This window comes from Longimicrobiales bacterium, assembly GCA_028823235.1.
GTDB lineage: Bacteria > Gemmatimonadota > Gemmatimonadetes > Longimicrobiales > Gaopeijiaceae > UBA2589.
Window position 1 is genome coordinate 1 of sequence record JAPKBW010000035.1, and the last position, 12023, is coordinate 12023.

The window sequence follows — 12023 nt, forward strand, 5'->3', positions numbered from 1 at the left end:
TGGCCACCCACTGAGTGAGTGACCATTCCCGTAACTCCTTTTACTGCAACATAGTGGGCGCTGAGGGACTCGAACCCCCGACCCCCTGCGTGTAAAGCAGGTGCTCTAACCAAGCTGAGCTAAGCGCCCTAAGCCATGAAAAGTAATTCGATCGCACTATCGCAGGAATCGGTTCGTGGTAAGAGATCTGTTCCCTCGACCAGGACCTCGACCATCCACTGCTTCATGACCGCATGATGAAGCGATCTGCCAAGCCATATCAACGATTTCATTCCCCCCCCTCCGACGCACTCCTTCAAGTTCGTATCATTATCTTCCTATGCCGCACCAGGCAGTCTGCAACGCCTCCGGTGGGTCACCTTCGATGGACCGTGAAGTACCCTTCCCATACATGGAGCATATGTGACCGACGTCACAATCGTTGGCGGCGGCATCGTGGGGCTTGCGACAGCGCACGCCCTCCTCGAAGCGGGCATCGATTCTGTTCGCGTCCTGGAGAAGGAGCCGGCTCTGGCGCAGCACCAGAGCAGCCACAACAGCGGTGTGCTCCACGCCGGTCTTCAGTATCAACCCGGGTCTGCAAAGGCCCGCCTGGCCCGAACGGGTATCAGAAGGATGACCGAGTTCTGCCAGCACCATGACATTGCCCACGAAATCTGCGGCAAGCTGGTCGTCGCAGCGACCACGGATGAACGCCCGCGCCTCCAAGCTATGCTCGCCAAGGGGGAGGCGAACGGGCTGATCGGCCTGCGTCTGCTCGGACCTGATGAGGCACGAGAAGTCGAGCCGCACGTTCACAGTGTCGGGGCGATCCTCGTCCCGGAGGAAGGCATCGCAGACTATGCCGCAGTCTGTCGTATCCTCGCGTCTGAGATCGAGCGCCGTGGAGCGGTCCTGACCCTTAACGCCGAGGTCACCGGGCTCACTCGGGCGGCGTCCGGTTGGACAATCGAAACTGCTGCAGGCGATTTCTCCACACGCGTGCTGGTGAACTGCGCAGGCCTCTATTCCGATCGGATCGCGACGATGGCGGGTGACGACCCGGGCTGCATGGTCATGCCCTTCCGGGGTGAGTATCACCGCCTCAAGCCCGAGCGCGAACATCTCGTCCGGCACCTGATCTATCCTCTCCCGGAACCAGGCTTCCCGTTCCTCGGGGTGCACTTCACACGACGCGTCGGTGGCGGTATCGATGCCGGGCCGAACGCAGTTCTGGCCTTCGCCAGAGAGGGCTACACACTAGGTACGGTCAACCGAGGCGAGTTAGCTGAAGCTCTTCTGTACCCTGGCCTGTGGCGGTTCATGAAGGCGCATCCAGAGATGGTGACGCGGGAGTTGCGGCAATCCTTCGACCGAGTGCGCTTTGTAGAAGCGCTGCAGAGGCTCATTCCCGAGGTCACCGGTGACGATTTGGTGTCAAGCAGTTCCGGTGTGCGAGCTCAAGCCATGAATTCGGCGGGCGAACTCATCCACGACTTCGTCTGGGCTGAGTCGCCGGGCGCCGTCCACGTGGTCAACGCTCCGAGCCCAGCGGCCACGGCGTCTCTCGTCATCGGCGAAGAAATCTCTGCGCGTATAAGTCGACAGCTCGCCGGATAGCACACCACCGGCCATCGGTCATATGCCTAGACCGACACAGGAGCTACGGCTTTTTCGCGACCAGTTCGATCTCGACCTGTGCGTTCATCGGCAGTCCAGCCACTGCGACGGTGGTACGAGCCGGGGGTGGCGCCGAGAAGCGCGTAACGTAGGCCTCGTTCATCTCTGCGAAGTCGTTCATGTCGGTCAGGTACACATTGACCTTCACGACATGATCCGAGGTGAGTCCGCCATCTGCGAGCACCGCGAAAAGATTGTCGAAGCACTGATTCGTCTGATCGCCCACGCCGCCGACTTTGAGGTCGCCCGTCTCCGGATCGATCGGTGTCTGACCGGAGCAGAAGACATGCGTGCCGTCGTCGATCGCGTGCGAATAGGGCCCAATGGCCGACGCCGTGGCGCTGCTGAGCGGTGTCCGCGCCATCAGCGGATGATCGCCATGGGCAGCAAGACCAAATACCCAAGCACCAGAAGCAGCGGCGCTGTGGTGATCGAGCCCTGACCCAAGAGCCAGTAACCGGCCGTGAGCGCCACCAGCCCGGCTGCGCCGAGCATGGCGTTCACCCGAGTGAACGTGAGCGCCGAGGGTACTTTTTTCTTCATCGTCTGTCTGGACATGGCCGAATCCTAGAAACTGTACCGATCTGGGTCAATCCGTGAGATGGGCCTGCAACTCTTTCTTTGTGATGCCTAAAAGCACAGCGGCCGCTGCCTCGTCTCCCTCGACACTCTTGAGCACGGACCGAATGTGCCAAAGAATCGCCGCAGAAAGGGTCTGGTCATCTGGCCCGTCACGCCCGGCCGAGGAATCCTCGATAATCAGGTGATCGGCGCCGATCACCGTACCGCGCGCTACGATCGCACCCCGGAGCAACGCATTCTCCAGTTCACGAACATTCCCGGGCCACGAGTACGCCGACAGGCGGGCGACAGCCTCGTCGGAGATCCGACGAATATCTCTCCCGGTCTCTTCGCGAATCCGACCTAGCAGCGCGGTAGCTACCAACTCGATGTCTCCCGGGCGCTCCCTCAGCGGCGGCACCTCGATCTGGACGACCTTCAACCTGAAGTACAGATCCTCTCGAAACCGCCCTTCTTCAATCAGTCGCTCAATCGGCTGGTGGGTCGCCGCAATGACACGAGCCTCGGTGGCCTTGGCCTGCTCGCCACCCACCGGATAGAAGCGGCGCTCCTGAAGCACCCGAAGAAGCTTGGTCTGAAAGTCCGGGCTCGTATCGCCGATCTCGTCGAGAAAAATCGTACCCTTCCCGGCAAGCTCGAAATACCCCTTCCGTGAGCCAATCGCCCCGGTGAAGGCACCCTTCACGTGACCAAACAGCTCGGACTCTAGCAAGCTGTCCGTCAGCGCAGTGCAATTCACTGCAATGAACGGCTCGGTCGAATGCCCCGAATTCTCGTGGATGCCACGTGCGATAACCTCTTTACCGGTCCCGGTCTCTCCGCGGATGAGCACGGTCGCCCGGTTCGCCGCAAGGACACCGATCGTCTTGTAGATGTCGATCATCCTTGGGTCGCGTCCGACGAGCCGGCCTTTGGGGAGTGCTGCCACGGCCTCCGGGATCTCTGTCGTTGCCACCAGTTCCCGCTCCCGAAAACACCGGTCAGCGAGCGCCTCTAGGGCCTTCGGATCGACTGGCTTCACCAGGAAATCGAACGCGCCTAATTTCATAGCGGATACAGCAGTCTCCATGTCGTCGTGCGCCGTCATCACAACGACCTCGACACCCTCCATGGCCGAACGAATCTTTTCCAGCAGTTCGAGCCCCGTCATGCCTGACATGCGCACATCGGTCACGATCATGCCCGGATCGAAGGCCTTCACCCGCGAGAGCGCCTTTTCCGCACTCTCGGCCGTTTCAACCTCATAGCCGGCGTGGGTCAAACGCAATTCGAGGACCTCGAGGCCATCGGTGTCGTCGTCGACTACGAGAATGCGCGGGTTCGATGCTTTAGTCATAGGTCCTCTCCTACCCCGGGGGGTTGGCTCGCGGGTCCATCGGCCCTGAGCTCTGGTTCCCCTTCCCAATACGCAGGCTCATCGGGGACTTCGCCAGCCCGGAGGCGTGCAAATTTCTGGCGATTGTATCTCTGACGCCCACGAAACATAAAGAGCAAGACCAATGCCAGTGCCAGCCAGAAGGCCGAGGAGTGACTCAGAACGAAGAGCCAGCCGTAGCGGTCCTTTACGTGCCTCTTCCAGTCCTCTTCAAATTGACCAGGAGTCAGGCCGAAGGTCTCGCGGAACGCCGAATCGAACGAGCGCTGCTCCTTCCACCGGTCCAAAAAGATGCGTAACCCGGGTTCCCCACCAGCCTCAAGCAGATACGTGACGGCGCTCGCTGCGAGAAGGTACGCAGTGCGTGCTTCCTCTCGTCCGGCTGGCCAGCGCAGTTCAAGCGAATCCATGGCGGGGGCTCGACCGGCGGCGATGAGTACCCGCAGCCGCCATGCACCGCCCGTTTCGAATCCGCCGGACGCCCATTGGGCATAGCCCTCGTTGAACCATCGCGGAGCTCTGAGATCGCCGAGATGAGCTTGGAGACCAAGGTGGGCCCATTCGTGCCTGAGCGTCCGAAGCCCCTCCCCATCCACTACACGCATTCCCTCCCCCGTGGGTACTACGAGGATGTTCTCAAGCGGCAGCGCGACGCCGGCCCTCCACTCCGGAGCGACGCCTCCGGTCACCTCATCAAAAGCCTTGGGCGAATGGGCCAACACGGCGTGCACCCCAAAAGGGAACGAGGCCGGGAGACCCGGGAGTGGTGCCTGATCGTCGAGCAACTGTCGCACCCTCTCGGCTACCAAGGCATCGCTCGATGCGAAATACACCCGCGCGCGTAGACCGTTGACCGAGGCGTACGCTTCGCCGTCGAGGACGCCGGGGATCCTAGCAATCGTGTCCGACGGGGCAGTCGAGTCCGCAGCACCCCCGATCTGTAGTGCCTGCCAGGCGAAATCCAGGCGCGCACCGCTGACCTCTGTTGCCTGAACCAGCAGGAAGCCGGTGAGGCACACGATGAGTTGGATGACTGAGCGCAAAGTGACCTGCCCTACTCCCCGGCGAGCATATCCCGATTCGCCTTGACCGCTGCATTGCAGGGATTCATATCCTGCGCTCGGCGCCAGAGCAACAAGGCGACATCGCGCTCATTACTCTGGGAAGGCATCGTGCCCAGACGCAGGCACACATCATCCCCCAGCTTTATGGCCTTCTCGTACTGAGCCTAAGCGCCTTCGGTATCATCGAGGGAGGAGGCCTGGTCGGCGAGATTCTTGTGAGCCTGCGGCAGCGCCGAGCTTCCCTGCTTAGCACGCTTATACAGGGCCGACGACGAGCGAATCGAACGTCAGTTTCGGATCGCATTTAGACATCTGAAACAGTGTGCATACGACATGAGGAATCCGATAATCCCGGACCTTTCGGCGCCGTTAAGAATCCGATTGCTGAAGGGATTTAGAAAGGGTCCCCGGTCGATTCATCAAGGCGCACGAGCCCACTCAGCCACGGCTGCGAGGTCCTCAGGAAGTTCAGCCTTGAATTGCATGACCTCGCCCGATTCGGGGTGCGTGAATACAAGTTCGGCAGCATGAAGAAACTGGCGAGGGGTGCGTCGGGCCAGCTCGTCGACCCACCGGCGCGTCGGACCACCCAGCCCCTTTACCCAACCCACACCGTACGTCGCATCACCAACCACCGGATGGCCAAGGTGGGCCAGATGTACACGAATCTGGTGGGTCCGTCCGGTCTTCAAAGCCACGCGAAGTAGGTCCACCCGGCTCCACCGCTCTGTCACCTCGAAACGAGTTGTCGCGTCACGCCCGTCGTCCAGAACCGCCATCCGCTTTCGGTCCCGCGGGTCCCGCCCGATCGGCGCGTCGACAATGAGAGGAGACTCATTCAGGTGACCCCAGGCAGCGGTCGTGTAGAACCGCTTCACTCGGCGGGCCCTCAATGCGTCGGACAGCGTCTGATGTGCGTGGTCCGTCTTGGCCACGACGAGAAGACCCGACGTGTCACGGTCCAGCCGGTGGACGATACCTGGGCGTGCGCGTCCTCCAACGCCTTCAACCGTCGGGACGTGCCACAGGAGCGCATTGACCAGCGTACCGCCGCGATGCCCGGGTGCGGGGTGCACGACCATCCCCGGCGCCTTGTTCACGACGACAAGCGAGTCGTCCTGGTAGACGATATCGAGCGGCAGGTCTTCGGCTCCGATCTCGACAGATTCCGCGGGAGGCACTCGCACCGCTATCGCCCGCCCCGCCTCTACGATCTCTGACTTCTTCCCCAACCGGCCGTCGACCGTGATATGGCCGTCGCCGAGCAGCTTCTGAACTCTCGTGCGTGAAAGCTCAAGCCGTTCCGAAATGAAGACATCGAGTCGCTGAGAGTCCCCCTCTGCAACGACGAGCGTATGGACCTCACCCACGAGGTCATCCGGTTCGAGGTCACTCTGTGCACCTTTCACCCCCATCTCCGCTTCATCCGGGCACCTTCTGCAATCCGATCGACGCAGCTACGCCATCGAGATCGACCTCGAGCACGTGTTCGAAATCGGCGGCAGGAATGGTTTCAGCCACAGACACCTCGACCGCGAGAGTCTCATGTCGGATGAAGTCGCTGTGCTCAGTGGCGGCAGCCAATACATCTTCCGGGCCACCGACTGCCACCTTGATGCGATCCGTGATCTCGAGCCCAGTGTCCTTCCTGAGGCGCTGTAACCGATTCACCAGCTCGCGGGCGATGCCCTCCGCGCGGAGGGCATCATCGAGTTCAGCGTCCAGAGCGACCGTGTAGGCGCCCTCACCCTTCACCACCAGGTTTCCCGCGGCCTCCTGGATGATTTCGATATCGCCCGGCGCGAGTGTATGCGTCTCCCCGCCGACCGTGACCTCGACCACTTCGCCGGATTGATAGGCGGCCAAGGCAGATGCACCCAGGCTTCGAATCGCGTTGGCGGCATCGTTCGTCTGCTTGCCAAATCGGCCCCCGAGCGCGCGGTAGTTGGGCTTCCCCGTGAGCGTGGCAATTCCGTCGACAGAAGACAGGAATCCCACCTGCTTCACATTGAGCTCATCTCGAACCACCTCGAGCATCTCTTCCGAGAGCGTGCGCCCTCCTGGTAGGACAGCCCGAACCTCGCGAAGTGGCTGACGGACCCGCACCTGGACGTCCTCTCTTGCTGCCCTCCCCAGGGACACCAGGGTGCGCACCGAATCCATGTCGCCCTCAATGTCCGCCCCCTGCGCGACTCCGTCCAACAGGGTGCGACTGGACTCTCCGATGACCTCAGGAAAGCGCTCAAGGTGGACCGATCGTCCGGTGAGTGCTCGATGGATCCAGTCAGCGGCAAAGGGTACACAAGGAGCTGCGAGCACAGACACCGTGCGTAGCGCGTCGAAGAGTGTGCGGAACGCGGCCCGTTGGTCCGTTTTGTCCTCCGTGCCCCAAAACCGCGATCGACTCCGGCGTACGTACCAGTTCGATAGGTCCTCGACGACAAAATCGCCCAGCGTTCGATAGGCTCGCGTGAGCTGATAGGCGTCCAGATCGCCTCTCACCTCGGTGACGACCGAGTCCAGTCGGGTAAGCAACCAGCGGTCCAACAGCGGGCGATCCTCCGGCGTGGGATCATCCTCACTCGGCACCCACTCTTCGACCTCGGCGTAAAGGGCAAAGAATTTGTAGGTATTGAACAGCGTGTCGAAGAACTTGCGGGCCGCTTCGCGAACACCGGCCGAGTCATAGCGCTTCGGCAACCATGGATTCGAGGCCGTGATGAAGTACCAGCGCAGAGCGTCCGCGCCGTGCTCGCCCACGGCATCCCAAGGATTGACCGCGTTGCCCTTGGACTTCGACATCTTCTGGCCCTGAGCGTCCAGGACGAGATCGTTCACCAGGACGTTCTGGAAGGGCGCTCCTTTGCCCAGCATCGTCGAAATTGCGAGGAGCGAATAGAACCAGCCTCTTGTCTGATCTAAGCCCTCGCAGATGAAGTGGGCCGGGAAGTGGTCTTCGAACTCGTCTTCGTTCTCGAACGGGTAGTGCCACTGTGCGTAGGGCATCGCTCCGGAATCGAACCAGGCGTCGATCACCTCGGGCGTCCGGTGCATCGTCCCGTCACAGGCGGCGCATGACCAGGTGAGTTCGTCGATGAATGGACGATGGGGGTCGAAGTCATCCGCGAGCGGGCCCGCGGCTTCACCGAGTTCAGCAAGCGAACCGATCCAGTGCATATGGTCCGGATTGGCGTCACAAACCCACACAGGGAGCGGCGTGCCCCAGTACCGATCTCGGGACAAGGCCCAGTCGATGTTTCCGCGAAGCCACTCCGCGAAACGCTTCTCTCCGACCTCGGGAGGGTGCCACGCGATCTGATCGTTGTTCGCGAGCATCTCGTCCTTGAGCGTGGACGTCGCGGCGAACCATGAGTCGATCGCCACATAGAGCAACGGAGAGCCACAGCGCCAGCAGTGCGGATAGCTGTGCTCGATTCGGCCAATATCAAAAAGGAGATTCAGCTCCTTCAGTGCATCAACCAGCGCCGGGTCCGCGTCCTTCACAAATTGTCCCGCAACAAGCCCGACGTCGGCGGTAAACCGCCCTTCCCCGTCGATAGGATTCAGCATGGGGAGATCGTGCCGCTGGCCCGCTGCGTAATCGTCCGCCCCGAACGCCGGGGCCATGTGCACGATGCCCGTGCCATCATCGGCGCTGACAAACTCCTCAGAGACGACCGTCCAGCCGTTCCCGACTTCCTCCGGAACCGCTACCAACTCGAGAGGGCGTCGATAGTGCCAACCGATCAGGTCATCGCCCTTGTATCGCCCAGTGATTTCAGCGTCTTCGCCGAAGATCGCCTCGATACGGGCTTCCGCGACGATATACCGTCGACCGTCCCGTGCGACTTCCACATAGTCCAGCTTCGGGTGGACGGCGAGCCCGCTATTCGACGGAACCGTCCAGGGCGTCGTCGTCCAGGCGAGAAATGCTCGACCGTCCGGATCCGGGGTCCCGTCGGCCTGCAGCACCTCGGCGACGAACGTCAAAGACGGATCGAGTACGTCCTTGTAGCCCTGGGCCACCTCGTGCGAGGAAAGAGCCGTTCCACAACGCGGGCAATACGGAACACTCTTGTGGCCCCGGTAGAGAAGATCCTTGTCGGCCAATGTCTTGAGAATCGCCCACACTGACTCGATGTACGACGTGTGAAAGGTGACGTACGGACGCCAGTACTCAAGCCAATATCCGGTACGCTCGCTGAGTTCCTCCCACTCCTCCTTGTAAGTAAAGACAGAGTCTTTGCAGACCTGGTTGAACTCGGCGATTCCCAGAGCTTCGATCTCCGGTTTCCCACTGATGCCAAGTCGTTTTTCAGCCTCGATCTCTACCGGGAGCCCATGTGTGTCCCATCCGGCGATTCGCGTGATACTGTGCCCGAGCATCGCACGATGGCGGCAGACCAAGTCCTTGATAGTTCGGCTGAGGATATGGTGCAGACCCGGGCGACCGTTGGCGGTCGGCGGTCCCTCGAAGAAGACGAACTGCTCACCATCAGCATTGGCTTCGAGCGTCTGGCGGAAGAGGTCTTCGTTCTGCCAACGCTTAAGCGTCTCTTCCTCGATGGCGAGGAGGCCGGACGGCAATTCTGGATAACCCATGGGGTACTGAAGTTGAAGATCGTTGAGGGGTCCCACGCAGAGGAGCGTCGGACGCTACAGCTGACTCACAACCCGCCCAATGAGGCGAGTGAGATGAGGCTCGGCGGCTCCGGCCGCCGCGATAATTCGCGACACGTCGACAGGTTCAAGCGCGTCCGGAAGGCACGCATCCGTGATGATACTCAGCCCCATCACCTTCATGTCCATGTGCCGCGCGACGATAACCTCCGGGACCGTGGACATGCCCACAATATCGGCTCCCATACCACGAAGCATGCGGTATTCCGCTCTCGTCTCGAGTTGCGGGCCAGGCACTGCTACATAGACCCCTCGATGCAGCTGGATACCGAGGTCCATGGCGGCAGCACTCGCCTTTCCTTGTAGCTCCATATCGTACGGCTCCGACATGTCTGGGAAGCGGGGGCCGAAGTCATCCGCGTTGGGTCCTACGAGGGGACTGTCCCCGAGCAGGTTGATGTGGTCGTCGATCAGCACCAGATCGCCAACCGCCCAGAGGGGATGCATACCACCCGAAACATTGGACACCAGCAGCGTATCCGCCCCGAGTCGGCGCAATGTTCGGATCGGGAAGGTCACTTCCTGGAGAGAGTACCCTTCGTAGCGATGAAACCGTCCCTGCATCACAGCGACGGGCGTGCCCTCAAGGGTACCCAGCACCAGTCGGCCCGAATGCGTCTCAACCGTGGGGACGGGGAATCCCGGGATCTCTTCGTAGGGCACCACAGCCTCGACCTCGACGAGGTCGGCGAGCGCACCGAGACCTGTACCGAGCACGATCCCCACACGTGGCTCAAATGACGAACGCTTCCGAACGGCGCCGACGGCCTCGTCGACCCTGGATGACAAGTCGGTGGACATTGTGGATCGTTGACCGCGCGCTAGCGCTTGCGGTCCCGCTCCTCCGGGTCGAACAGGATCAAGTTGTCAGGCTGGATGCCCGGCTCTGGTGGCGGGGCGATTTCTGCGGGCGAGTCCAGGGCAGGATCCTCTTCGCCAGACTCAGCAAGCACCGTTCGCAGATCCGGAACCGCAGCGAACCGGTCAGGCCCCTCGCCGGTGTGCTGAACCTCCGCCTGCTCGATCGAGTCGGCTACACCTGTCATGAGTTCTACCTCCAGCGAGGACGGCGCACTGCCCGCATCGGGCAGTGGGGCGCTTAGCCTGGACGCGACTGTGGGGTGCGACTTCGTGACATCGATCGGGTGTTCGACAGCTTCCGGCATCACCGACTCGGCTTCTAGCGGGACAGCGCCGACCACTTCCGTCTTCAGATCGCCCGTCACGACGTCCGGCAACGGGTCTGAAGACCCACCGTGGTCCGTCGCTGACTCGGCGGCAGTCTCACTTCTCCGAGAGCCTAGATCCAAATCGCTGGCTCGTTCTTCAAATGGGGCGCGGTTCTGCTCCACGCGGACGACGTCCATCTCACGGTTCAGCAGCCCACTCATTTCCCTGAGGAACCTGGCGCGCCGACGTTCGAGCTCTTCCATGGTCGCATCGGCATTCTCAACACGACGCTCGATGCCCCTCACCTGATCACGAACCTGCGCTTCCGTTTCGGTCATGATCCGCCGGGCCTCAGCCTCCGCGTCCGCGATGTGCCGGCGAGATTCGCCCTCGGCCTCCTTCATGACATGCTCGGCCTCGCGCTGCGATTGAGCCTGAATATCGGCTCGCAGTCCCTGGGCTGTGACAAGCGCCTCCTGAACCGCATGCTCTCGCTTGGCCTGCTGCGAAACCTGATCCTGAAGCGTCTGCGTTCGCTCTCGAAGCTGGAGATTTTCACGAAACAACGCTTCGAGTCGTTCGGCGACGAGTTCCAGGAATACGTCAACTTCAGGGGGGTCGTAACCCCGCATGATCCTTTTGAAGTCGCCGCGTTTGTTCCGTACATCGAGCGGTGTCATGTCGATCATTGAGCGATTCCTCTTGGACCGAAGAGTGCGGTGCCTATCCGAACCATCGTACTGCCTTCCCGGATCGCGATTTCCATGTCGTTCGTCATACCCATCGATAACTCTGGCCCAACTAGGTCACAGCCACGACGGAGCTCCTCAGATAGTGCTCTCAAACTGCCAAATGCTCGTCCAAGAACAACCTCGTCCTCAACGAACGGCGCCATCGTCATCAAACCATTTACGCGCAGACCGGGCAATTCCGCCATCCTCGCGACCTCATCGGGCGCTCTCTCAGTGGTGAAACCACTCTTCGAATCCTCGCCCGACGTGTTCACCTGAGCCAAAACAGCAACCGTTCTGCCGGCCTCGCTCGCGCTCCGGGAGATCTTCTCCGCAAGCCTGAGGCTGTCCACCGAATGGATCAGATCGGAAGCGGCCGCCGCCCGAGCACTCTTTCGCGTCTGCAGATGGCCAATCATGTGCCAGCGAGCGGCAGCGGCCCCGAAATGTCCGACCTTCGCCTCAAGTTCTTCGACGCGATTCTCGCCAAGGTCCATCAGGCCCGCAGACAAGGCGGCTTCGACGGCCTCAACCGGATGGGTCTTGGTCACAGCGATCAGTCGGACCGACTCCTGCCGACGCCCAGCCGCCTCAGTCGCACCAGCGATTTGGTCATGGACACGAGGGAGCGCCTCGGCAAGCCGCGCGGCATAAGTGTCGGTCGTCGTCTGCATCATCTAGTGGGTATAAAAGAAAAGGACCCCGCCGGAAGACCGGCGGGGTCCCCTTCGGGATCCTCTCAGCTCCGGACTTACCGAACCT

At 61.3% G+C, this 12023-nt stretch carries 10 protein-coding genes and 1 tRNA gene; 1 reads left to right on the forward strand and 10 read right to left on the reverse strand.

What is annotated here, in order from left to right; all coding sequences use genetic code 11:
* Positions 1-54 precede the first annotated feature (54 nt).
* Positions 55-129, reverse strand: a tRNA-Val gene (locus OSA81_12740).
* A gap of 273 nt (positions 130-402) precedes the next feature.
* Here OSA81_12740 and lhgO point away from each other — a divergent pair.
* Complete coding sequence (gene lhgO, locus OSA81_12745; protein ID MDE0899874.1) at positions 403-1599, forward strand: L-2-hydroxyglutarate oxidase; 1197 nt, start codon at positions 403-405, stop codon at positions 1597-1599.
* A 43-nt stretch (positions 1600-1642) separates the two neighbouring features.
* On the opposite strand, the gene OSA81_12750 is transcribed toward lhgO, so the two are convergent.
* From OSA81_12750 to OSA81_12790, 9 genes are all read right to left on the reverse strand, one after another.
* Positions 1643-2023 carry a Rid family detoxifying hydrolase gene (locus OSA81_12750; GenBank protein MDE0899875.1) on the reverse strand — a complete coding sequence of 127 codons (381 nt, stop codon included), beginning with the start codon at positions 2021-2023 and terminating at the stop codon, positions 1643-1645.
* A complete protein-coding gene (locus tag OSA81_12755) occupies positions 2023-2217 on the reverse strand; it encodes a hypothetical protein (GenBank protein MDE0899876.1) in 195 nt (64 codons plus the stop codon). The genes OSA81_12750 and OSA81_12755 overlap by 1 nt, the downstream gene beginning before the upstream one ends.
* A 31-nt stretch (positions 2218-2248) precedes the next feature.
* Complete coding sequence (locus tag OSA81_12760; GenBank protein MDE0899877.1) at positions 2249-3577, reverse strand: sigma-54 dependent transcriptional regulator; 1329 nt, start codon at positions 3575-3577, stop codon at positions 2249-2251.
* The gene (locus OSA81_12765) at positions 3574-4659 is read right to left on the reverse strand and encodes a hypothetical protein (GenBank protein ID MDE0899878.1); all 1086 of its coding nucleotides are present in this window, start codon (positions 4657-4659) and stop codon (positions 3574-3576) included. Before OSA81_12765 ends, OSA81_12760 begins: the two co-directional genes overlap by 4 nt.
* Positions 4660-5099: 440 nt before the next feature.
* A complete protein-coding gene (locus OSA81_12770) occupies positions 5100-6095 on the reverse strand; it encodes an RluA family pseudouridine synthase (protein ID MDE0899879.1) in 996 nt (331 codons plus the stop codon).
* A 7-nt stretch (positions 6096-6102) separates the two neighbouring features.
* Entirely contained in the window at positions 6103-9318 is a 3216-nt protein-coding gene (gene ileS / locus OSA81_12775; protein ID MDE0899880.1) for an isoleucine--tRNA ligase, read from the reverse strand.
* Between the two features lie 18 nt (positions 9319-9336).
* Positions 9337-10161 carry a purine-nucleoside phosphorylase gene (locus OSA81_12780; protein ID MDE0899881.1) on the reverse strand — a complete coding sequence of 275 codons (825 nt, stop codon included), beginning with the start codon at positions 10159-10161 and terminating at the stop codon, positions 9337-9339.
* Between the two features lie 20 nt (positions 10162-10181).
* Positions 10182-11219, reverse strand: a complete 1038-nt coding sequence (locus OSA81_12785) for a DivIVA domain-containing protein (protein ID MDE0899882.1) — start codon at positions 11217-11219, stop codon at positions 10182-10184.
* A complete protein-coding gene (locus OSA81_12790; GenBank protein MDE0899883.1) occupies positions 11216-11938 on the reverse strand; it encodes a YggS family pyridoxal phosphate-dependent enzyme in 723 nt (240 codons plus the stop codon). The genes OSA81_12785 and OSA81_12790 overlap by 4 nt, the downstream gene beginning before the upstream one ends.
* Positions 11939-12023 lie beyond the last annotated feature (85 nt).

What these genes read in the sequence shown, in the direction of transcription:
- OSA81_12785 (MDE0899882.1), bottom strand. Translation starts at nt 11,219, where the DNA reads ATGATCGACATGACACCGCTCGATGTACGGAACAAACGCGGCGACTTC.
- OSA81_12760 (MDE0899877.1), bottom strand. Translation starts at nt 3,577, where the DNA reads ATGACTAAAGCATCGAACCCGCGCATTCTCGTAGTCGACGACGACACC.
- OSA81_12780 (MDE0899881.1), bottom strand. Translation starts at nt 10,161, where the DNA reads ATGTCCACCGACTTGTCATCCAGGGTCGACGAGGCCGTCGGCGCCGTT.
- OSA81_12750 (MDE0899875.1), bottom strand. Translation starts at nt 2,023, where the DNA reads ATGGCGCGGACACCGCTCAGCAGCGCCACGGCGTCGGCCATTGGGCCC.
- OSA81_12770 (MDE0899879.1), bottom strand. Translation starts at nt 6,095, where the DNA reads ATGGGGGTGAAAGGTGCACAGAGTGACCTCGAACCGGATGACCTCGTG.
- OSA81_12755 (MDE0899876.1), bottom strand. Translation starts at nt 2,217, where the DNA reads ATGTCCAGACAGACGATGAAGAAAAAAGTACCCTCGGCGCTCACGTTC.
- OSA81_12790 (MDE0899883.1), bottom strand. Translation starts at nt 11,938, where the DNA reads ATGATGCAGACGACGACCGACACTTATGCCGCGCGGCTTGCCGAGGCG.